The organism is Streptomyces sp. NPDC021012, assembly GCF_044333355.1.
Classification (GTDB): domain Bacteria; phylum Actinomycetota; class Actinomycetes; order Streptomycetales; family Streptomycetaceae; genus Streptomyces.
Genome location: NZ_JBIRQU010000002.1, coordinates 864,098 through 885,031, shown reverse-complemented (window position 1 = coordinate 885,031; position 20,934 = coordinate 864,098). Strand labels below are relative to the sequence as shown.

Annotated in this window: 15 protein-coding genes and 2 pseudogenes; 12 read left to right on the top strand and 5 right to left on the bottom strand. The window is 71.3% G+C overall.

Annotation, left to right across the window (positions count from 1 at the left end; translation table 11 throughout):
* The first annotated feature begins 43 nt into the window (after nucleotides 1-43).
* Nucleotides 44-1,120 carry a substrate-binding domain-containing protein gene (locus ACH4TP_RS09195; protein WP_398436693.1) on the top strand — a complete coding sequence of 359 codons (1,077 nt, stop codon included), beginning with the start codon at nucleotides 44-46 and terminating at the stop codon, nucleotides 1,118-1,120.
* A gap of 79 nt (nucleotides 1,121-1,199) precedes the next feature.
* Here the strand turns inward: ACH4TP_RS09195 and ACH4TP_RS09190 are convergent, their stop codons facing one another.
* Nucleotides 1,200-1,652: an ATP-binding protein gene (locus tag ACH4TP_RS09190; protein ID WP_398436691.1), complete on the bottom strand. Its 453-nt coding sequence runs from the start codon at nucleotides 1,650-1,652 to the stop codon at nucleotides 1,200-1,202.
* A 361-nt stretch (nucleotides 1,653-2,013) separates the two neighbouring features.
* Here ACH4TP_RS09190 and ACH4TP_RS09185 point away from each other — a divergent pair, with 361 nt between their 5' ends.
* Entirely contained in the window at nucleotides 2,014-4,980 is a 2,967-nt protein-coding gene (locus tag ACH4TP_RS09185) for a polysaccharide lyase family 8 super-sandwich domain-containing protein (RefSeq protein WP_398436690.1), read from the top strand.
* Between the two features lie 92 nt (nucleotides 4,981-5,072).
* A complete protein-coding gene (locus tag ACH4TP_RS09180; RefSeq protein WP_398436688.1) occupies nucleotides 5,073-6,134 on the top strand; it encodes a substrate-binding domain-containing protein in 1,062 nt (353 codons plus the stop codon).
* 49 nt (nucleotides 6,135-6,183) lie between these two features.
* Here ACH4TP_RS09180 and ACH4TP_RS09175 read toward each other — a convergent pair.
* Nucleotides 6,184-6,959, bottom strand: a pseudogene (locus tag ACH4TP_RS09175) (sugar phosphate isomerase/epimerase family protein).
* Between the two features lie 4 nt (nucleotides 6,960-6,963).
* On the bottom strand, nucleotides 6,964-8,907 hold the full coding sequence (locus tag ACH4TP_RS09170; RefSeq protein ID WP_398436687.1) for a DUF2264 domain-containing protein: 1,944 nt from the start codon (nucleotides 8,905-8,907) through the stop codon (nucleotides 6,964-6,966).
* Between the two features lie 284 nt (nucleotides 8,908-9,191).
* Between ACH4TP_RS09170 and ACH4TP_RS09165 the strand changes: the two genes are divergently transcribed.
* The 8 genes and pseudogenes from ACH4TP_RS09165 (at nucleotide 9,192) to ACH4TP_RS09130 (ending at nucleotide 17,717) form a co-directional block, all read left to right on the top strand.
* Entirely contained in the window at nucleotides 9,192-10,538 is a 1,347-nt protein-coding gene (locus tag ACH4TP_RS09165) for an ABC transporter substrate-binding protein (protein ID WP_398436685.1), read from the top strand.
* The gene (locus tag ACH4TP_RS09160) at nucleotides 10,535-11,467 is read left to right on the top strand and encodes a carbohydrate ABC transporter permease (protein ID WP_398436683.1); all 933 of its coding nucleotides are present in this window, start codon (nucleotides 10,535-10,537) and stop codon (nucleotides 11,465-11,467) included. The genes ACH4TP_RS09165 and ACH4TP_RS09160 overlap by 4 nt, the downstream gene beginning before the upstream one ends.
* A complete protein-coding gene (locus ACH4TP_RS09155; protein ID WP_398436681.1) occupies nucleotides 11,464-12,324 on the top strand; it encodes a carbohydrate ABC transporter permease in 861 nt (286 codons plus the stop codon). The genes ACH4TP_RS09160 and ACH4TP_RS09155 overlap by 4 nt, the downstream gene beginning before the upstream one ends.
* Before the next feature lie 122 nt (nucleotides 12,325-12,446).
* On the top strand, nucleotides 12,447-13,427 hold the full coding sequence (locus ACH4TP_RS09150; RefSeq protein ID WP_398436865.1) for a hydroxyacid dehydrogenase: 981 nt from the start codon (nucleotides 12,447-12,449) through the stop codon (nucleotides 13,425-13,427).
* Nucleotides 13,428-13,461: 34 nt separating this feature from the next.
* Nucleotides 13,462-14,613 carry a Gfo/Idh/MocA family protein gene (locus ACH4TP_RS09145; protein WP_398436680.1) on the top strand — a complete coding sequence of 384 codons (1,152 nt, stop codon included), beginning with the start codon at nucleotides 13,462-13,464 and terminating at the stop codon, nucleotides 14,611-14,613.
* Nucleotides 14,613-15,796, top strand: a pseudogene (locus tag ACH4TP_RS09140) (dihydrodipicolinate synthase family protein). Before ACH4TP_RS09145 ends, ACH4TP_RS09140 begins: the two are co-directional and overlap by 1 nt.
* Nucleotides 15,793-16,620, top strand: a complete 828-nt coding sequence (locus tag ACH4TP_RS09135; RefSeq protein WP_398436679.1) for a sugar phosphate isomerase/epimerase family protein — start codon at nucleotides 15,793-15,795, stop codon at nucleotides 16,618-16,620. Before ACH4TP_RS09140 ends, ACH4TP_RS09135 begins: the two are co-directional and overlap by 4 nt.
* Nucleotides 16,617-17,717: a glycerate kinase gene (locus ACH4TP_RS09130; RefSeq protein ID WP_398436678.1), complete on the top strand. Its 1,101-nt coding sequence runs from the start codon at nucleotides 16,617-16,619 to the stop codon at nucleotides 17,715-17,717. Before ACH4TP_RS09135 ends, ACH4TP_RS09130 begins: the two co-directional genes overlap by 4 nt.
* Before the next feature lie 89 nt (nucleotides 17,718-17,806).
* On the opposite strand, the gene ACH4TP_RS09125 is transcribed toward ACH4TP_RS09130, so the two are convergent.
* Both ACH4TP_RS09125 and ACH4TP_RS09120 read right to left on the bottom strand, forming a co-directional pair.
* Nucleotides 17,807-18,940: a substrate-binding domain-containing protein gene (locus ACH4TP_RS09125; RefSeq protein ID WP_398436676.1), complete on the bottom strand. Its 1,134-nt coding sequence runs from the start codon at nucleotides 18,938-18,940 to the stop codon at nucleotides 17,807-17,809.
* A gap of 84 nt (nucleotides 18,941-19,024) precedes the next feature.
* Entirely contained in the window at nucleotides 19,025-19,783 is a 759-nt protein-coding gene (locus ACH4TP_RS09120) for a hypothetical protein (RefSeq protein WP_398436674.1), read from the bottom strand.
* A 56-nt stretch (nucleotides 19,784-19,839) separates the two neighbouring features.
* On the opposite strand from ACH4TP_RS09120, the gene ACH4TP_RS09115 reads away from it, so the two are divergent.
* Nucleotides 19,840-20,610 carry a transposase family protein gene (locus tag ACH4TP_RS09115; protein WP_398436672.1) on the top strand — a complete coding sequence of 257 codons (771 nt, stop codon included), beginning with the start codon at nucleotides 19,840-19,842 and terminating at the stop codon, nucleotides 20,608-20,610.
* The last annotated feature ends 324 nt before the right edge of the window (nucleotides 20,611-20,934 follow it).

Below are 20,934 nucleotides of genomic sequence, written 5' to 3'. Positions count from 1 at the left end.
TGCACCGCTCGCCCCGGGGTCACGGAAGGGAGAACGGGGAGCCATGGCCATCACCGCGGAGCAGCGGCGTGCCCGGATCCTCGACGCGGTCCGTGAACTGGGATCGGTCCGCGTGGTGGATCTCGCCGAGCGCATCGGCAGCGCCCCGGTCACCGTGCGCCGGGACGTGGCCGCACTCGCCGACAGCGGTCTGCTGCGCCGCTCGCACGGCACGGTCTCGCTGCCGCTCGACTTCACCCCGCCGTCAGGTGCCATGGCCCGCGGCCGGGTGTTCGGCATTCTCGTCCCCTCCGTCGGCCCCTACTTCGACGAGGTGATCGCAGGGGCCCGCGCCGCGGCCCAGACCGCGGGAGTCAGACTGGTGCTCGGCATCACGCCGTACGAGGCCGCGGACGACCAGGTCCAGGTCGCCCAGCTGCTCGACGCCGGGCTCGACGGACTCCTGTTGACCCCGAACTGGGTTCCCGGCGGCGACGCCGGCGAATCGGCGTGGCTCCGCGAGCTGCCGGTGCCCGCCGTGCTCGTCGAGCGCATCGCCCCGCCCGGCAGTGCGGCGGCGGAGCTGGACTCGGTCGGCTCGGACCACGCTCACGGCGTCCTGCTCGCCCTGCGGCATCTGCTCACGTCGGGCCATGAATCGGTGATGCTCGCCGCACGTGAGGACACCTGGACGGCGCACCAGGTACGGGCCGGTTACGCCGAGGCCGTCCGCCTCCTCGGGATCGGGCGTGGGACGGTGATCGACATCCACCGTCCCGGCCTGGACACGGAGACGGTGGCTTCGCGCATCGCCGACGCGGTGACCCGTGACGGCGTGCGTGCCGTGCTGGTCCACAACGACAGGGAGGCCATCCGGCTGGCACCGTTGCTGCGCGCCCGCGGTCTGCGCGTGCCGGACGACCTGGCGATGATCTCCTACGACGACGTGTTCGCGGCCCTGGCCGAACCGCCGCTGACCGCCGTCGCTCCCCCCAAGCGCGCTGTGGGGTCCGTCGCCGTGGAGATGATGATCCGCCGCCTCGACGCCGGACCCGACCTGCCCGTTCACCACGTGCGGCTGCTGCCGGAACTGAAGGTCCGCACATCCTGCGGCGGCCGTGGGCCCGTGACGGCGGGCTGAGCCGCCTGCCCGGGCGGGAGAACGGGGTGCGGTGAAGGCACCGGCCGGATGCGGATGACGCTGCGATTGGCTGGGGACGTCATTCGGGCAGCAGGATCTCGGCGACGACCCGGGTGCCCCCGGCGGTCCGGACGATCTCGCAATGCGCAGCGAACGCGGCGACCAGGTCCAGGCCGCGGCCGGAGCACGCCTCTTCCTCCACGGGCTCGGAGGGTGAGGGGACCCGCCAGCTTCCGAAGTCCTGGACGTGGAGCACGAGCCGGCCTTCGACGAGGGTGATGCGCAGATCGACATCGGGGCTGCCGCTGTGACGCACCGCGTTCGAGGCCAGTTCGGTCACGATGAGCCCGACGGCCTCCTCGACCGATTCGGGCAGGTGCCAGCCCTGGACCACTCGGCGAGCCAGCCGCCTCAGCACGGGGACCGAGGACATCTCGGCCGCCGTCGCGAAGTCGAACGCTTTGAGGTGCTGCACGCTCGCACTCCGCGTGGTGGGACGGACGGGGGAGGGCGCCTGCTGGATGGTGCTCATCGGGAGCTCCTTCACGCCCGGGGCTTCGACCCGCAAGGCTGCGAAAGGTGATTGCTGGACGTACGGCGGCGAGGGCCGCGGAGGACCGCGACCTCGCGGCCTGGGCGCCAGAGGCGCACGGACGCGACAGACCCCCTGTTGATCACGACAGGATGATCCGGCCTTCGTCGGCGGGGATGACAGCCGACTGCGGCGTGGCCCCCACTCTAGATAGATCAAATGATCGTTGCAAGACCAAATGGCCTACTTCTTTCGAATTCGGTCATTTGATCAATCGGGTGCCCGTTTCATTGACTCCTGCGCGAGAAAGCGCTTACTCTCCGGGCTGCTCCGCTCGGAGGGACGACAAGGAGGGCGCCCAGTGAATGCCAGTCAGCCTGCCCCCGGCCACGGGAACACCCCCACCACACTGAGCAGGCGCCGCCTGCTCCAGACCGGCGTGGCCGGCGCCGCTGCTGCCGCCGCCTCCCAGCTCCTCCCTCCGCAGCTCGCCCGGGCCGCCGACACGTACGATTCGATGCGTGACGTGTGGGTGCGGATGCTCACCGGAACGGGATTCGACCCCACGGCCGCACCGTTCGCCGGAGCGCTCTCGTCGCTCGGCTCCCAGGCGGGATCGTTCCAGAGCACGATGGCCCCGAGCGGCGGATCGCTGTGGCCCGACCTCCCGATCGGCACCGTCTCGGCCAACGTGACGGGTACGTACACACGGCTGCGGACCATGGCGCTGGCCCACGTCCAGGCGAACACGGGGCTGACCGGCAGCTCCGCGCTCGCCTCGGCCATATCCACGGGCCTGGACTGGATGCACGCCCACGCGTACACGCCCACCACGACCACGTACAACAACTGGTGGGACTGGCAGATCGGGGCCCCTCAGCGCCTGCTCGACGTCTGCGCGCTGATGTACCCCAGCCTCACCCAGGCACAGACCGCCGCCTTCTGCGCGGCCGTCGACCACTTCGTCCCCGCGTCCACCGTCGCCACGTACAGCGGCACCAGCACGGGCGCCAACAGGGTCGACCTGTGCCGGGTACTGGCTCTGCGCGGGGTCCTCGGCAAGAGCTCCGCTCCCCTGAGCACCGCCAAGCAGGCGCTCTCGCCGGTCTTCCCGTACGTACGGGAAGACGACGGCATCTACGCCGACGGCAGCTACCTCCAGCACACGTACATCCCCTACGCCGGAACCTACGGCCAGGTCCTGCTGGGCGGCCTGAGCAAGATGTTCACCCTGCTCGCCGGGACCACCTGGGCCGTCACCGACCCCGCCGTGCAGAACGTCTTCGGTGCGGTGACCACGGCCTGGGCGCCCTTCCTGTACAACGGCCTCGTCATGGACGGCGTCTCCGGCCGGGGGATCAGCCGCGGTGTCTCGAGCAGCGACCCGTCGATGATCCAGCAGGACGACCACACCCGCGGACAGGGCATCGTCTCCGACATCCTGCGGCTCGCCACCTCCGGGCTCGCCTCCCCCGCGCAGTCCGCGGCCTGGAAGGCGATGGTCAAGGGCTGGCTGAAGCGGGACTACTACGCGCCCGTGCTGAGCAGCAAGGTCCTGGAGATTCCCGAACTCGCGCGGGCCAAGGCGCTGCTCGACGACGCCACGGTCACGGCTTCCGCCGAACCCGTCGAGAGCCGGGTGTTCGGCATGGACCGGGCAGTCCACCGGCGCGGTGGCTGGTCCGCCCAGCTCAGCCTGTGTTCGGCCCGCACCAGCTTCTACGAGACCGGCAACGGCGAGAACCTGCGCGGCTGGCACACCAACAGCGGGATGCTCCACTGGTACGGCGACACCTACGGCAACGGCCAGTACTCGGACGCCTTCTGGCCCACCGTCGATCCGTACATGCTCCCCGGGACGACCGTTTCCACTCGCCCGCTCGCGGACGCGGCCGGCGGTGCCTGGGGCGCCTCCCACCCGAACGCGACCTGGGCCGGAGGCACCACCGACGGCACCTACTCTGCCGTCGGCCAGGACGTCCGGGGACTGCAGTCCACCCTGACCGGCAAGAAGTCCTGGTTCTGCCTGGACGACTCGATCTTCTGCCTGGGTGCCGGCATCACCTGCACCGACGGGACCGGCGTCCGGACCACCGTGGACAACCGCAACCTCGGCGCCGGCAACGGCCAGGTCTTCACCGTCGACGGCGCCGTCCAGCCGGCCACCCTCGGATGGACCCAGACCTTCACCGACTGCGGGTACATGGCGGTGGGCGGGATGGGCGCCTGGGTCTTCCCCGGTGGCGCGACGGTCCAGGCCAAGCGCGTCGCCCGCACCGGCGCCTGGTCCGACATCAACACCACGTCCTCCACCATCCCGATCACCCGCAACTACCTCTCCCTGTGGTTCGAGCACGGCACCGACCCGGTCGGCGCGGGCTACAGCTACCAGCTGATGCCCGGCGCCACCGCGACGGCCGCCGCCGCCCGCGCGGCGAACCCGAACGTCACGGTCCTCTCCAACACCGCCCAGGCCCAGGCGATCAGCTGCCCCCCGCTCGGCCTCACCATGGCGAACTTCTTCGCGGCCGGTAGCGCCGGGCCGATCACCGTCGACGGCCCGTGCTCGGTGCTGATGAAGGAGCAGGGCGGCAGCATGACCGTCGTGGTCTCCGATCCCACGCGGGCAGCCGCCACGGTCCGGGTCACGATCGCCCGCAGCACCTACAAGTCGGTCTCGGCCTCGTCCGGTGTCCAGGTGCTCACCACCTCCGGGCAGGTCGTTCTGCTCGCCGAGACCGGCGGCACACAGGGCGCGGGGCGTGCCGTCGCCCTCAGCACCTCGGGCACGGCACCGGCGAACGCCACCGCCTCCCATCTGGGCGCCACCGCGACCACGTACGTCCGGGACGGCTCGTACGCCGACACCAACTACGGCAACGCCACCACCATGGTGGTGAAGAACACCGCCACCGCGAACGACGGCTACAACCGCAGGTCCCTGCTCGCCTTCGACGTCTCCGGCCTCTCGGGCCGGGTCTCCCGGGCCGTGCTGTGGGTGTACGGCAACGTGCAGGACTCCGCCGGCACCCAGACCACTCTCCAGGCGTTTACGACCTCCTCCGGTGACTGGACGGAGACCGGCGTCACCTGGAACACTGCTCCCTCCCTGATCACCGTGCTCGGTACCGGGACGCTCTCCAAGGGGTACGACTGGGTCGGCCTCGACGTCACCGGTGCGGTTGCCGCGGCCCAGGTCTCCGCAGGTGGCAACGGCACCGTCTCCCTCGCCGTCTTCGAGCCGCTCGGCGTGGCAGGCCTGGCCGCCGTCCTCCGCACTCGCCTGAACACCGCGAATCCCCCGGTGCTGGAGGTGATCGCCGACTGAACCGCGGCCAGGTCTAGTTGATCTGCACCCAGATCGAATGATACAAATTGATCTGGCCAGGTATCGAAGGCCGCCGACCCGGGGAGGACGCCATGACCGTCACGGCCGAGCAGCGTCGTGCTCACATCCTGGACGTCGTCCGCGAGCTCGGAACGGTGCGCGTGGTGGAGCTCGCGGAGCGCATCGGTCTCGCGGCCGTCACCGTGCGCCGGGACGTCGCCGCCCTCGCGGACGCAGGGCTGCTCCATCGCTCGCACGGCGCGGTGTCGCTCCCCGCCACCACGACTGCCGCACCGGGGCCGGCGCAAAGCCACCGGGTGATCGGCATGCTCGTTCCGACGGTCGGCTCGTACTTCGACGAGATCATCGACGGTGCCCGTTCCGCCGCCAACGCGGCCGGCGCCCGCCTCGTGCTCGGCATCTCCGCCTACGAGTCCTCCGACGACCGCGCCCAGGTGGAGCAGCTGATCGACTCGGGCGTCGACGGTCTGCTCCTCACTCCCAACTGGAAGCCCGGCAGCCACCCCGAGAACAGCATGTGGATCGGGGACCTGCGGGTTCCCGTGGTGCTCGTCGAGCGCCGCGCGGCGCCCGACAGTCCCTTCGCCGAACTGGAATCGGTCGGCTCCGACCACCGCCACGGTGTGCTGATGGCGCTCCGGCGGCTGTCCTCGCTGGGCCACGACTCCGTGCTGCTGGCCGCCCGCGAGGACAGCTGGACGGCCCACCAGGTCCGGGCCGGTTACGAGGAGGCCACCCGACTGCTCGGGCTCGTACCGCAGCCCGTCGTCGACATCCGGCGTCCGGGCGGCGACATGGAGGACGTCGCCGCCCGGATCGCCGAGGCCGTCGCCGACGGCGTGCGCGCCGTGCTGGTCCACAACGACCAGTCCGCGATCCAGCTCGTGCCGCTGCTGCGCGCCCGTGGCCTGCGAGTCCCGGACGACCTGGCGCTGATCTCCTACGACGACGTGTTCGCGGCCCTGGCCGCACCGCCGTTGACGGCCGTCGCGCCGCCCAAGCGGGCGGTGGGTGCGGCAGCCCTTGAGCTGCTGCTGAACCGCCTGGGCAGCGGACACGACCTGCCGGTCCACCGCGTGGAACTCATGCCCGAGCTGAAGATCCGTACCTCGTGCGGTGGCGCGGAGCAGTGAGCCCGCCGGCCCGGACGACCTGAGCACACCGGCACCGGATGGCCGGGAGTCAGCCGCGCAACCGGCCGAGGTGGTCCGCGCCCGGGCCGAGCAGCGGGGCCAGCGGGGCGGCGTCCGGGTACCAGGGCGCCTCGTACTCCCACGACACCCAGCAGTCCGGCGGCAGCAGGCGTACGCATTCGCCGATGGGCAGCACGCCCGCGCCGAGCGCCAGCGGGGTGAGGTCGGACCGGCCGACCACATCCTTGACCTGGACGTAGCCCAGATGAGGCCGTAGCGCTTCCCAACCCGCCGCCGGCGTCTCGCCGGCCAGCCAGGTGTGGAGCAGGTCCCACAGCGCGCCGACCGCCGGATGGCCGACGAGGTCGAGCACCCTGGCCACGTCGTGCCCCGTGCGGTGCGAGTCGTGCGTCTCCAGGAGGATGCGTACGCCCAGAGCGTGCGCCTCGTCGGCCGCCGCGGCGAGGCGGCGGGCGGCCCGCTGGTCGGCCTCGCCGGCGCCGTCGCCACCCCGGGGGAACACCCGCACGTGCGGGGCGCCCAGGTCGGCCGCCAGCCGTACGTGGTCGAGCAGGGCGGACACCTGGGGCCGTCCTCACCCGGCTCGGCGATGCCGAGGTAGCTCGCCACGGCGAGTGGCGTGAGGCCGGCGGCGTCGAGTGCGCGGCGGGTGCGGCGTCGTGCTGCCCCGGACATGCCCGGGTGAACCGGCTCGCCGAGGGCGCAGCGGAGCTCCAGACCGGCCCAGCCGTGGTCGGTGGCCAGTCGGATCACCTCGGTGAGAGGCAGGCCCGGCAGACCGAGGGTGGAGAAGGCGCGTCGCACGGAGTCAGTCCTTTCGGTGGACGGTCGGCCGGTCAGGGGCGAGGAGCACCTCGTGCTCGCTGCCGTCCGGCCAGACCACGTGGATCATCGGCCCGTCGATGCGCACGCGCGGGCCGTCGGAGAGGCGGAAGGAGGGGTGGGAGGTGGAGTGGCCGAGTCGGGCGGCGGCGACGAACAGGGAGGTTCCTCTTCCGGTGTGGCCGGTCAGCACGGGCAGCGCGCCCACGGCGCCGAAGGCCGTGCCGGCCGGGAGCCGACGGGCCGCCGCGGCCGCGGTGAGGCCCTCGACACACCGGAGGGCCGAGGCCAGCCGCGTACCGTCCGCGGTCTCGGCGACCACGTGGGCCAGGCGGCCGTCCGTCCATGTCTCGATCGCGCCTCCGGCCACGGCCCAGCCACTGTGCCGCACCTCGGTGCCCGGCGCGGCCCCGGTGACCAGGTGGACGTGGATTTCGTCGGCGCCCGCGGCGAGGACCAATGAGGTGACGGCGATCCCGGGAAGTTCCGCGCTGCCGATCCGCGGCCGGTGTGCCGAGGCTGCCCAGCCGGGTCCGGCGCCGAGTGGGCGGATCCTGCCGCGCTCGCTGAGTTCGCCGTCGACGACCAGTCCGAAGTGGTTGTCGGCGGGACCGTCATGGACCGGACCGGTGGCGGTGGAGTAGCCGAGCCGCGCGTACAACGGGTCGTCGGCGAGCACCTCGTCCACCGGCTGGTCGTCGCTGCCGTGGTTGTGCAGGCGGACCAGACCGTCGGCCGCGGTGGACTGGATGAGCCAGCCAGGACCGGGCAACGGGTGGACGGCGTCGCCCCGCTCGACCGGCGCCGCCGCCTCGGGCTCGGTCCACACCGGATGGTCGGGCGGCAGGAGCAGCCCGAGGAAGCCCTTGCTCGCCCAGTACGGTGACGCCGGCCCGGAGTACGACTGGATCGCCGGCGGGTAGGGGCCGTACCAGCCGAGCGAGAGCAGGCCGTTCGGTCCGCTCGCACCCCGGTCGATGAAGTGGCGCAGCGTGCCGGAGGCGAGACGGCGGGTGGTGCCCGGCGCCAGCGGGGTGTGCCCGCTGAGTGCTCCTGCCCACAGCGGGGCCGCAGCGGCGAACCGGTAGGTGAGCGAGCGGCCCTGGTGCATGGGGGCGCCGTCGGCGCCGAAGGTCCGGGCGTAGCTCTCCAGGTGCGCCGCGAGGCGGCTGCCGTAGGTGTCGAGCAGCTCGGCGTCGCCGCTCAGGTGGGCGTGCAGGACGGGGTAGAGGTGGAAGGCCCAGCCGTTGTAGTGGTCGAAGGCGCGTGGTCGGCCGTCGGTGTACCAGCCGTCGCCGAGGTACCACTGCTCGATCTTCGCCAGACCGCGAGCGACGGCGGCCTTCGCGGCCCCGTCGTGGTCGAGGCCGGCTTCGGCCAGGAAGCCGCCGACCGTGAAGGGGAAGAGCCACCAGTTGTTGTCGACCGGGGTGTGGTGCAGGGCGCCGGCCAGCCAGGCCCGGGTCCGCTCACGTACCCCTTCGTCGAGCCGGTCCCACAGCCAGGGCCGGGTGAGGCGCAGCGCGAGGGCGATCGACGCCGCCTCGACCATCGCCTGGTTGCGGTCCCCGACGGCGAGCCAGGAGACCGGGTCCCGGTCGGTCAGGTCGCGCTCGGTGGTCGGCTTCAGGGTGCCGGTGGCCAGACCCTCGGCGTACCGGGGCAGCAGTCCGTGCGGGTCGTCTCCGCCCGCACCCGCGACCCGGAACGCGGCGAGCAGGAACGTCCTGGCGAACCCCTCAAGACCGTCGGAGCGGGTCCCGGAGATGCTGGGGCCCGGCCCCGGCAGGCTGATCAGAGCGTTTCCGGGGCCTGCGAACGGCTGGACGGCTGCCAGGAGCCCGTCGGCGGCTGCCTCCCAGTGCTGTCTGGTCCAGCCGGTGTGGGGGCTGAGGCGCCGGTCCTCCGGCGGGAGCTGGATCGAGGGCATGGCTCATTCCTTGATCGAACGGCAGGCGGGAAGCAGGATTTCGGATCGATCCGACCGAATGATCTGATGATGGCACCCCGGATTCCGGTCGATCAGCGGTAACACAAGCACTGTTACCGAAAAGCAGCTTGCCGGTGGATATCAAGTGAGATCATTTGATCGATTCCTCTTGACTCCGATCTCATGCGGTCGCAAGATGGCGGCACCGCCTCGCTGACGTCCTTCCTTTCCCAGCGACAGGCGTCCGATTCGGGCATACCGACCCCCTCCTCAGGAGCCGCGCCATGTCTACTCCTCGTATCTCCCCGCGCAGGGCCCTCCGCCTGGCCGCCGTGACGACCGTCTCCGCGCTCTCCCTCTCGCTCCTCGCGGCCTGTGGCGGCAGCGGATCGGATGCCGCCGGGGCGAGCGACGGCAAGCCCGTCACCATCACCTTCTGGGGCTGGGCCAAGGGAACCCAGGACGTCGTGGACGCCTTCAACGCCTCCCACAAGGACGTCCAGGTCAAGTTCGAGCAGATCCCCTCCGGGATCATGGGCGGCTACGCCAAGATCTCGGACGCCTCGAAGGCCGGCAACGCGCCCGACGTCTTCAACGTGGAGTACGCGGCCCTGCCCGACTTCGTCAGCCAGGGCGCCGTTCAGGACATCAGCAAGCTGGTCTCCCCGGAGCTGAAGGCGAAGTACCTGCCGCAGGCCGTCCAGCTCACCTCCCTCGGCGGCTCCAGCTGGGCGCTTCCGCTCGACGCCGCCCCGCAGGTCTTCTTCTACCGCAAGGACATCTTCGCGAAGGCGGGCATCACCACCCCGCCGAAGACCTGGGGCGAATACCGGGCCGACGCGCAGAAGCTCAAGGCGGCCGACCCCAAGACCCGGATCGGCACCTTCTTCCCTGACGACCCCAGCCCCTTCGAGGCCTTCTCCTGGCAGGCCGGCGCCCAGTGGTTCGCCACCTCCGGCGACGCCTGGAAGGTGGCCATCGACACTCCCGAGACGAACCGCGTCGGCGACTACTGGCAGAAGCTGGTCTCGGACGACCTGGTCCGCCTCCACCCGTCGTTCAGCCAGCAGTGGACCGCCTCGCTGCAGAAGGGCGAGACCGCCGGCTACCTCGGCGCCTCCTGGGGCGGCGGTGTGCTCAAGAGCAGCCTGGCCAGCACCCCCGAAGCCTCCGGCAAGTGGGCCGTCGCGCCGGTCCCGACCTGGGACGGCAAGGCCGCCAGCGGCATGCTCGGCGGCTCCACCTTCGCCGTCTCCAAGAACAGCAAGAAGGCGGAGGCCGCCGTCGAGTTCGCCACCTGGGCCACCACCACCCCCGAGGGCATCAAGGCGCGCATCGCCTCCGGCACCTCCTCCCTGTACCCGGCCGCCCCCGACCTCGTACCGGTCGCCAAGGCCGCCTTCAACACCGACTTCTACGGCGGCCAGGACATCTACAGCGTCTTCACCGACGCCGCCAAGTCGATCAAGCCGACCTGGCAGTGGGGCCCCGTCATGGGGGTCACCAACAACGAGCTGAAGAACGCCTTCGGCAAGCTCGGCCAGGGCGGCACCATCCAGGCCGGCGTCGACGCCGCCCAGAAGGGCACCGTCGCCGAGATCCAGAACCGCGGACTCAAGGTCGCCCAGTGACGAGCCGCACCACCGACTCCTCCCGCGCCACTGGGCGGTGGCGCGGGAGGTACGGGGCCCCCGCCGTACTGATCGCCCCGTTCCTCGCACTGTTCGTCGCGGCGATGCTCGTCCCGGTCGGCTACGCCGTCTATCTCAGCCTGTTCACCGAGCGGCGCTCCGGCCTCGGCTTCGGCGAAGCCGAAGACGTCTTCACCGGCCTCGGCAACTACGCCCGAGCGCTGGGGGACCCGGCCTACCGGGCCGGCTTCCTGACGATCGCCCAGTACTGCATGCTCTACATCCCCGTGATGATCGGCCTGTCACTGGTCGTGGCCCTGCTGCTCGACTCCGTGTACGCCCGCGCCAAGCGCTTCTTCCAGCTGGCGCTGTTCCTCCCGCACGCCGTGCCCGGCATCATCGCGGCCCTGGTCTGGACGTACCTGTACACCCCCGGCATCAGCCCGGTCATCGACGCACTCGGCGGCGGCGCGCAGATCGACTTCCTCGGCCATCCGCTGCCGTCGGTGGTCAACATCGCGGTCTGGGAGTGGACCGGCTACAACATGATCATCTTCTTCGCCGCGCTGCAGGCCGTCCCGCGCGAGGTCCTGGAAGCGGCCCTGGTGGACGGGGCGGGCGCCCTGCGCACCGCCTTCAGCATCAAGATCCCGCTGATCAAGGCCTCCGTCACGATGGTCGCCCTGTTCACCGTCATCGGGGCGCTCCAGCTGTTCACCGAGCCGATGATCCTGCGCGGCGCGGCCCCGGGCATCACCACCACCTGGACCCCCAACATGTACGCGTTCACCGCCGCCTTCGAGCACAACGACTACGGCCTCGCCGCCGCCTCGTCCGTACTGCTCGCACTCGCCGCCGCCCTGCTCTCCTTCCTCGTCACCCGGATCGGCCGTGCCCGGTCCGAGCGCCGGACGGAGGCCGCCCGATGAGCGCGCACGCCAGGAAGCCCCGACCCTGGTCCCTGTCCAAGGGCGCGGTCAACGCCGCCCTCGTACTGGTCACCCTCTACACCCTGCTGCCCCTGGTCTGGCTGCTCACCGCCTCCGCCAAGAACGCCCCGGACCTGCTGGGAGGCAACCGCCTCTCGCTGAGCAACCTCCACCTCGGCGACAACCTGCACGACCTGGCCACCGCCGACGGCGGCATCTACTTCCGCTGGTACCTCAACTCCCTGCTCTACGCGGGAGGCGGCGCCCTGCTCTGCGCGTTCATCTGCGTCTGCGCCGGCTACGCCTTCGAGGTCTACCGGTTCCCGGGCAAGGAGAAGCTGTTCGGCCTGGTGCTGGTCGGCGTGCTGGTGCCCACGACAGCGCTCGCGCTGCCCATGTACCTGCTCGCCTCCAAGGTCGGCATCGTCAACACCTTCTGGGCCGTCTTCATCCCCAGCCTGGTCTTCCCCTTCGGCGTGTACCTCTCCCGGATCTTCGTCGCCGGCTACATCCCCGGTGAGGTCCTGGAGGCGGCCAGGATGGACGGGGCGGGGGAGCTGCGCATCTTCTGGTCGATCGGGCTGCGGATGGTGATGCCGGGCTTCGTCACGGTGTTCCTGTTCCAGTTCACCGCCATCTGGAACAACTTCTTCCTGCCGCTCGTGATGCTCTCCGACAACCGGCTCTTCCCGGTCAGCCTCGGCCTGTACTCGTGGAACGCGCAGACGCGCAGCTTCCCCGAGTTCTATCCGCTGGTCGTCACCGGGTCCCTGGTCGCCGTGATCCCGCTCGTCGTCGCCTTCCTCGCCCTGCAGCGCCACTGGAAGGCCGGTCTGACCGCCGGCAGCGTCAAGTGACCGCCCCGACCACGAGCCCCGTCAACCCCACGGAGTACCCCGTGCCCCAGCAGTCCACGCCAGCCGTCGGGTCCTCCGGCCGCTCCGATTCCGACCGGCGCCGTCCTCGCGCACTCCTCGCCATGGACCCGCGGCTCGCACCCCAGCTCATCGACGAGGACACCATGGCCCGGCTGAGCCGGCTCGCCGACCTCGCCCCCGGACTCGTCCTCGACGACTTCACCACCCCCGAAGCCCTCGCCGCCCTCGCCGACGCCGAAGTCCTCGTCACCAGCTGGGGCTGCCCCCTCATCGACGAACGGGTCCTGGCGGCCGCGCCCCGGCTGCGCGCCGTCATCCACGCCGCCGGCTCGGTCAAGCACCACGTGACCGACGCCTGCTGGGAACGCGGCATCCAGGTCACCTCCGCCGCCTGGGTCAACGCGCTGCCGGTGGCCGAGTACACCCTCGCCGCCATCCTGTTCTCCAACAAGCAGGTGCTCCAACTGGCCGCCGACTACCGCAGGCGGCGTGCCCCGTACGACTGGCAGGCCGCCTACGGTCACATCGGCAACCACCGCCGCACCGTCGGCATCGTCGGCGCCTCCCAGATCGGGCGCCGCGTGATCGAACTGCTCCGGCCGTTCGACCTGGAGCTGCTGCTGCACGACCCCTATGTGGCCCCCGACGAGGCCGACGCACTCGGCGTCCGTGCGGTGGAACTCGACGAACTGTGCTCGGCCAGTGACGTGGTGAGCATCCACGCCCCGCAGCTGCCGTCCACCCGGCACATGATCGACGGCCGCCGGCTCGCCCTCATGCCCGACGGCGCCACGCTGATCAATACCTCCCGCGGCTCGCTGGTCGACCAGGACGCGCTGGTCGACGAGCTGGTCTCCGGCCGCCTCAACGCCGTACTCGACGTCACCACGCCCGAGGTGCTGCCTGCGGACTCCCCGCTCTACGAGCTGCCCAACGTCCTGCTCACGCCGCACATCGCCGGCTCCCTCGGAGGTGAGCTGCACCGCATGGCCGCTGCCGCCGCCGACGAACTCGCCCGCTATGCCACCGGGCTGCCCTTCGCCCACCCGGTGCGGGCACAGGACATCCACCGCACGGCCTGACCGCCGCCCCGCTTCACCGCAAGGAGTACCACCCATGTCCCGCAGAATCCTCGGCATCGTGATGAACGGTGTCACCGGCCGGATGGGCTACCGCCAGCACCTGGTTCGCTCGATCCTGGCCATCCGTGAGCAGGGTGGCCTTGCCCTCGGCAACGGCGAAGTGCTCTGGCCCGAGCCGATCCTGGTCGGTCGCAGTACCGACAAGCTGAAGGCACTCGCCGAGCGCCACGGCCTGGAGCACTGGACCACCTCGCTGGACGAGGCGCTCGCCCACCCGCTGGCGGAGATCTACTTCGACGCCCAGCTGACCCAGGTCCGTGAGTCGGCGATCCGCAAGGCCATCGCCGCCGGCAAGCACGTCTACACCGAGAAGCCCACGGCCGAATCCCTGGACGCCGCCCTGGAGCTGGCCCGACTCGCCCGCGAGGCGGGGGTGTGCAACGGCGCCGTCCAGGACAAGCTGTTCCTGCCCGGTCTGCTCAAGCTCAAGCGCCTGGTGGACAGCGGCTTCTTCGGCCGGATCCTCTCCGTCCGCGGCGAGTTCGGCTACTGGGTGTTCGAGGGCGACTGGCAGGAGGCGCAGCGCCCCTCCTGGAACTACCGGGCCGAGGACGGCGGCGGCATGATCCTGGACATGTTCCCGCACTGGCGGTACGTGCTGGACAACGTCATCGCCCCGGTCCGCTCTGTGTACGCGCACACCGCCACCCACATCCCCGAGCGTATGGACGAGCGCGGCAGGCCCTACGCCGCGACCGCCGACGACGCCGCGTACGGCATCTTCGAGCTGGAGGGCGGGATCACCGCGCAGATCAACTCCTCCTGGGCGGTACGGGTGGACCGCGACGAACTGGTGGAGTTCCAGGTCGACGGCACCGAAGGCAGCGCCGTGGCGGGCCTGCGCAACTGCCGTGTCCAGCACCGGGCTTCGACACCCAAGCCGGTCTGGAACCCCGACCTGCCGGTCACCGAGTCGTTCCGCGACCAGTGGTACCAGGTACCGGACAACGCCGAGTTCGACAACGGCTTCAAGGTGCAGTGGGAGCTGTTCCTCCGGCACGTCGTCACCGGTGCGCCGTACCAGTGGGACCTGCTGGAAGGGGCCAAGGGCGTCCAGCTCGCCGAACTCGGACTGCTCTCCGCCCGCGAGGGCCGCCGTCTCGCCGTACCCGACCTGGAGATCTGATGCCCGAGATCACGCTTCCCGGCATCGGCACGTACCGGCTGCGCGCACCGGAGCAGCTCGACCTGCCCGGGCCGACGAGCTCCTACCGGACCTCGCCCTCCTATCGCGCCTCGTCCTCCTCCCGGATCGCGTTCGCCGCCGCGCACGTGGTCGCCGATCCCCTCGGGCACAACGCCCCCGGCGCACCCGCCGCCGTGGACTGGGAGGCCACCCTCGCCTTCCGCCACCACCTGTGGTGGCTCGGCCTCGGCATCGCCGACGCCATGGACACCGCCCAGCGCGGCATGGGCCTCGACTGGGCCGCCACCAAGGAGCTGATCACCCGCTCCGGAGCCGAGGCCCGCGCTGTGGGCGGCCGCCTCGCCTGCGGTGTCGGGACCGATCAGCTTCCCCCGACGGACGCCTCCCTGGCCGAGATCCTGGCCGCCTACGAAGAGCAGCTGGAGGTCGTCGAACAGGCCGGGGCCCAGCCGATCCTGATGGCCAGCCGGGCACTCGCCGCCGCGGCGGACGGCCCGGACGACTACCTGAACCTCTACGGCCGACTGATCGGACAGTCGCGGCAACCCGTCATCCTTCACTGGCTCGGCGAGATGTTCGACCCGGCACTGAAAGGCTACTGGGGTTCCGCCGACCTCGACCGCGCCACCGAGACGGTCCTCGCCCTCATCAAGGAGCATGCCGACCGGATCGACGGCATCAAGGTGTCCCTCCTCGACGCCGACCGCGAGATCGCCCTGCGCCGCGCCCTGCCCGAGGGCGTCCGCCTCTACACCGGCGACGACTTCAACTACCCCGAGCTCATCCGCGGCGACGAACTCGGGCACAGCCACGCCCTGCTGGGCATCTTCGATCCGATCGCCGCCACGGCGGCCGCCGCGCTGCACGCCCTGGACACCGGCGACCCGGACCGGTACGACGCGCTGCTCGCCCCACCCTGCCCCTGGCCCGGCACCTGTTCGCCGCGCCGACCTTCCACTACAAGACCGGCATCGTGTTCCTGGCCTGGCTGTCCGGCCACCAGGACCACTTCACCATGGTCGCCGGGGCGCAGAGCGGACGCTCCGTCCCCCACCTGGTGGAGCTGTTCCGTCTCGCCGACGCGGCCGGGATTCTGCCCGACCCGGACCTCGCCGTCCACCGGATGCGCGCGTTCCTCACCATGGCGGGGGTGGAGGCATGACACGGCTCTCACTGAACCAGATCACCACCAAGGGCTGGAGCCTGCCCGAGGCCGTCCAGGGCTGCGCGGACGCCGGCATCCCGGCGATCGGCCTGTGGCGGGACAAGGTCGCCGAGACCGGCGTCACCGAGGCGGCGAAACGGGTCCGCGACGCGGGCCTGGCCGTCAGCACCCTGTGCCGGGGCGGCTTCCTCACCGCACCCGGCCCCGACGGCCGCCGAACCGCCCTCGCCGAGAACCTCCAGGCACTGGAGGAGGCGGCCGAACTCGGCACCGACACCCTGGTCATGGTGGTCGGCGGCCTGCCCGACGGAAGCCGCGACCTTGCCACCGCCCGGGAACGCGTGGCCGACCTGCTCGGCGAACTCGCCCCGCACGCCGGTGACTTCGGCGTACGACTGGCGATCGAGCCGCTGCACCCCATGTTCTGCGCCGACCGAGCCGTCGTTTCCACCCTCGGCCAGGCCCTCGACCTCGCCGAGCGGTTCCCGGCCGAACAGGTCGGCGTGGTCGTCGACAGCTACCACGTCTGGTGGGACCCCGACCTGGCCGCCCAGATCGCGCGGGCGGGCGCGGGTGACCGGATCGCCTCCTACCAGGTCTGCGACTGGACCCTGCCCCTGCCGGCCGACGCCCTGCTCGGCCGGGGTCACGTCGGCGACGGGCACATCGACTTCCGTGCCATGACCGACCAGGTCACCGCCGCCGGCTACACGGGCTGGATCGAGGTCGAGATCTTCAACGAGGCGATCTGGAACACCCCCGGCGAGCAGACCCTGCAGACCATGCTCGAGCGTCACCGCGCGTACGTGGAAGCGTTGTGAGAGTCGTCTTCGCGCCGGACTCCTTCAAGGGGACCGTCACCGCCGCGGACGCGGCACAGGCGCTGGCCGACGGCTGGCGCTCCATCAGACCGGACGATCACCTGACGATCAGTCCGATGGCCGACGGCGGCGAAGGCACCCTCGCCGCCGTCACCGCCGCCCACCCGGGAACCCCCCTGCACCGGGTGGGCGGCTGCACCGGCCCCGACGGCCGGCCCGTCGACGGCGCGTACGCGCTCCTGCCGGACGGCACCGCCGTCGTCGAACTCGCCATCGCCAGCGGTCTGCCGCTGATGGGATGGTGCCTCGCCCCGCTCACCGCCACCACCCGGGGCACCGGTGAGATCATCGCCGCCGCCCTCGACCGCGGCGCGACCCGCCTGCTCGTCGGACTCGGCGGCTCCGCCTCCACCGACGGCGGCACCGGGCTGCTCGACGCCCTCGGCCTCCGACTCCTCGACACGGCCGGCGTTCCCCTGCCCGACGGCGGTGGCGCGCTCGTCGGCGCCCACCGGATCGAGCGCGACGGTCTCCGCCCCGCCCCGCCCGGTGGGGTGCGGCTGCTCACCGACGTCACCAACCCGCTGCTCGGGCCCGACGGCGCGGCCGCCGTGTACGGGCCGCAGAAGGGCGCGGGTCCCGAGGAGATCGCCCGGCTCGAGGCGGGCCTCACCCGTCTCACGGAGCTGTTCGGCGGCGCCCCGGATCAGCCCGGCGCCGGCGCGGCCGGCGGCACGGCCTACGGTCTCGCGGCCGTCTGGGGTGCGGCCATCACTCCCGGAGCGGCTGCCGTCGCGGACCTCCTCCGCCTCGACGAGGCCATCGCCTCGGCCGACCTCGTGATCACCGGCGAGGGCCGGTTCGACGCCACCAGCCTGCGCGGCAAGGCCGTCGGCGAGGTCATCGCCCGGGCCGCCCGCGCCGACGTGCCGTCCACAGTGGTGGCGGGTGAGTCCGCCGACCCGTCCGTGCTCACGCTCACCTCACTCGCCGACTCGGCGGGTACGGCCCGTGCGGAGGCGGCCCACTGGCTCCGGGAGGCAGGCCGCCGGTTGGCTGCCGCAGTCGCCGACCCCGCCGGCGTGTTCGTGCCGTAGCTCTGCCGGGCCTGCGGGTGACGAACGGCCCCGCCGCACGTGTTCACCGGATGACACCGACCCCGGACCCGCCATGGGCAGGTCCGGGGTCAGCGTGTGTGGTGGGCGAGCCACGGGGAGATGCCGCCGCATGAGGCCCTGACCACCAGTTCCGGACGCAGCTGCACCTGATGGACCGGCCCGGCGCCGTCGTCGGCCAACCGCTGGAGCAGGATCTCGGCCGCGAGCCGCCCCAGCCGGTACTTCGACGGGGAGACCGCCGTCAGCGGTACGTCCGCGACATCGGCGAACTCGTTGTCGTAACTGACCAGGGCGAGATCCACGGGCACACGGAGCCCGGCGCGCCGGGCGGCGCCCAGGAGCAGGGACGCCTCCCGGTCGCCGAAGCACAGGGCCGCGGTCGCCCGGTCGGCGATGAGGGACCTGACCGCCGCATCGGCCCGGCCGAAGTCCCAGTCGTCCGTGCGTGCGCCGACTCGTTCGGCGGCGCTCAGGCCGAGGTCGGCGATCGCGCGCTCGTATCCGGCGGTGATCGGCACGGAGGGCGGCCCGTCGGTGCGCAGCACCAGTCCGATCCTGTGGTGTCCCAGGTCGTGAAGGTGCTGTACGGCGAGATAGGCGCCGCTCTCGTGGTCCGTGCAGACGTGCTCGGTGGTGTCCCGTGGGCCGGCGGCGGCGATCCGCCGTTCCATCAGCACCACGGGCACCGGCAGGGCCTGGAGTTCGGCCACCCGGGAAAGCGGATCGTCGAGCTCGTGGAGCAGCGGCACGAGGAGCAGCCCGTCCACACCGTCGTCGACGAGCCGGTCGATCGCGTCACGCTCGATGGTCCGGTCGTAGTGGGAGCAGGCGAGGACCATGCGCGCGCCGGCCACGGCCAGGGCCTCCTCGATGCCCTGGAGGACGCGCGGGTAGTAGAGCGTGGCCGTGGGCACCAGTACCCCGACGGCACGGCCGGAAGGCCGGACCGTGCCAGGACGGATCGTCGCGAAGGTCCCCGCGCCCTGCCGCCGCTCGACCAGCTGCTGGCCCACCAGCACCTCGTAGGCGCGCCGAACGGTCGTCACGGACAGACCGGTCTCGGCGGCCAGCGCATGTTCGGTGGGCAGCTTCGAGCCCTGGGGCCAGGTGCCGTCGAGGAGCCTGCGCCGCAGCTCGGCGGCCAGACGCCGGAACTTCAACTCGCGCGCGGTCTGGGGTCGGAACCGCGTCATGTCCGTCATGCGTTCTCCTGTACGCCGAAGACGCCTGCTCCGTATCCGGGCGGCATGACCGGCCGGATACGGAGCTCGTACCGCACAGGCGTGTCAGCTCACCTTGATGGCGAAGATGCGCGCGTTGGGCGCGTTCGGCAGCGTGATCGACGACACGGTCTTTCCGGACGCGATCGCGACCGACCTCGTGTAGAGGCAGTATCCGGTGCCGGTGTTCGCCGGGCCGCTGGTGCTGTTGCGTGCGAACACCTTGAACGCGACCGTCGCGGGGTAGGTCGGCGCGCTCGCGCAGTTCCAGCTGGGGAATCCCCAGGTCGAGTCGCTGGGCGTGCCGTCGGTGTAGTTCAGGCGGATGGTGCCGCCGGCCTCGCCGATGCCGGAGGCGCCGAGGAAGTTCACCTTCGATCCGGCGTAGTTGTAGTCGATCGTCTGTCCGGCGGGGCGGACGGAGTCGAACTGGCCGGAGGTGGTGTTCCGCCAGGTGTAGGCAACGCCGCCGATCGTGAGGGTCTGCCCGGCCCTGACGCTGAGGGCCGTTCCGTCGGGCAGCTGGGAGCTGTCGGCCAGCCGGTCCGACGACAGGGTGTTGCCGCCGGCGTCCCAGGTTCCCGCGGTCGGCGCGTCGCCGTCGGTGATGGAGGTGGCGTTACGGGCGGTCGAGCCGTACGGCCCGAAGTTCCAGCCCACGTACGCCGCGGTGCTCCCGGCCTTCAACCGGTACATGACTGCCGTTCCCGCCGGGACGGTGATGCTGAAGTTGCCGTTCGCGTCGATCGAGGTGATGTCGGGTCCGTTGAGCGCCGTCAGCGTGAACGTCTTCGCGGTGACCGGTTGGGTGGCCGAACGGTTCATGATCGCGACCGCCTAAAGCGTGTTGCAGAAGGCTGCCGGCCGGGCATTTCTCCTGTATGCGTGGGGTGTTGAGGGCTGAGGCGTTGTGGGTGGAGACGTTCACGGGTCTGCGGATGCGGCAGTTCGAACGGTTGCTGAAGGTGGTCCGGGAACGGGGCGGGGACGGTCCTGGTGGTGGCCGGCCGTGGTGCCTGCCACTGGCGGACCGGGTGCTGCTGGTGGCCGTCTACTACCGCACGAACCTCACGATGCGGCAGCTCGCGCCGCTGTTCGGCTGCTCGCCCGCGACGGTGTGCCGGGTGATCAAGCGGCTGCGGCCGCTGCTGGCGATCGAGCCGGCCGCTCGCCCGGCCGACGCGGTGGAGCGGTTGTGGATCGTGGACGGCACGCTGATCCCGGTCCGTGACCGGAAGACCGGCGCGTCCTCGCGTAACTACCGGTTCTCGGCGAACGTGCAGGTCATCATCGACGCCGACACCAAGCTGGTGATCGCCGCGGCCCGGCCGGTGCCGGGCAACACCGCGGACGCGAGGGCATGGCGGGACTCCGGCCTGGCCCAACGCTGCGAAGGCGTGACCGTGCTGGCCGACGGCGCCTACATCAACACCGGGCTCGTCGTCCCGCACCGCAAACGGCCCGGACGGGCCCTGCTGCCGGGCGAGGAGGAGGACAACGCCGAGCACCGCAGAGTCAGAGCCCGCGTCGAGCACGCCTTCGCCCGCATGAAGCACTACAAGATTCTTCGCGACTGCCGTCAGCGCGGCAGCGGTCTCCACCACGCGGTGCAAGCGGTCGCCCACATGCACAACCTCGCCATGGCCAGGTGAACAGACCGGCCTCGAAACCGGCCCTGACCTGCCCGGACACAACCTTCTGCAACACGCTTTAGAGCGGGCTGTGGGCTCAGAGGTGTCGATCACGAACTGCGGCTAGCCGGTGCTGGGGGAGGGGGGATGACGGCGCCGATCAGGGCCGCGATGGACCGGATCCTCAAGGGCGACCTCCCGCCCGGCGGCGGATGTGACCTGAAGGCGCTGGCCGCCGAGGCCGGAGTGACCCGCACCGCGTTCTACCCGAAGAAAAACCGGGACGGCACCCCGCGCCCTGGCCCCTACCAGCACCTCGCGGCGCCTTACGGCCCTGCAGGAGGC

Excerpts from the sequence above, each read along its gene's own strand:
- ACH4TP_RS09125 (WP_398436676.1), bottom strand. The coding sequence starts at position 18,940 with ATGACGGACATGACGCGGTTCCGACCCCAGACCGCGCGCGAGTTGAAG.
- ACH4TP_RS09150 (WP_398436865.1), top strand. The coding sequence starts at position 12,447 with ATGGACCCGCGGCTCGCACCCCAGCTCATCGACGAGGACACCATGGCC.
- ACH4TP_RS09190 (WP_398436691.1), bottom strand. The coding sequence starts at position 1,652 with ATGAGCACCATCCAGCAGGCGCCCTCCCCCGTCCGTCCCACCACGCGG.
- ACH4TP_RS09135 (WP_398436679.1), top strand. The coding sequence starts at position 15,793 with ATGACACGGCTCTCACTGAACCAGATCACCACCAAGGGCTGGAGCCTG.
- ACH4TP_RS09120 (WP_398436674.1), bottom strand. The coding sequence starts at position 19,783 with ATGAACCGTTCGGCCACCCAACCGGTCACCGCGAAGACGTTCACGCTG.
- ACH4TP_RS09145 (WP_398436680.1), top strand. The coding sequence starts at position 13,462 with ATGTCCCGCAGAATCCTCGGCATCGTGATGAACGGTGTCACCGGCCGG.
- ACH4TP_RS09170 (WP_398436687.1), bottom strand. The coding sequence starts at position 8,907 with ATGCCCTCGATCCAGCTCCCGCCGGAGGACCGGCGCCTCAGCCCCCAC.
- ACH4TP_RS09155 (WP_398436681.1), top strand. The coding sequence starts at position 11,464 with ATGAGCGCGCACGCCAGGAAGCCCCGACCCTGGTCCCTGTCCAAGGGC.
- ACH4TP_RS09180 (WP_398436688.1), top strand. The coding sequence starts at position 5,073 with ATGACCGTCACGGCCGAGCAGCGTCGTGCTCACATCCTGGACGTCGTC.
- ACH4TP_RS09115 (WP_398436672.1), top strand. The coding sequence starts at position 19,840 with ATGCGTGGGGTGTTGAGGGCTGAGGCGTTGTGGGTGGAGACGTTCACG.
- ACH4TP_RS09195 (WP_398436693.1), top strand. The coding sequence starts at position 44 with ATGGCCATCACCGCGGAGCAGCGGCGTGCCCGGATCCTCGACGCGGTC.
- ACH4TP_RS09165 (WP_398436685.1), top strand. The coding sequence starts at position 9,192 with ATGTCTACTCCTCGTATCTCCCCGCGCAGGGCCCTCCGCCTGGCCGCC.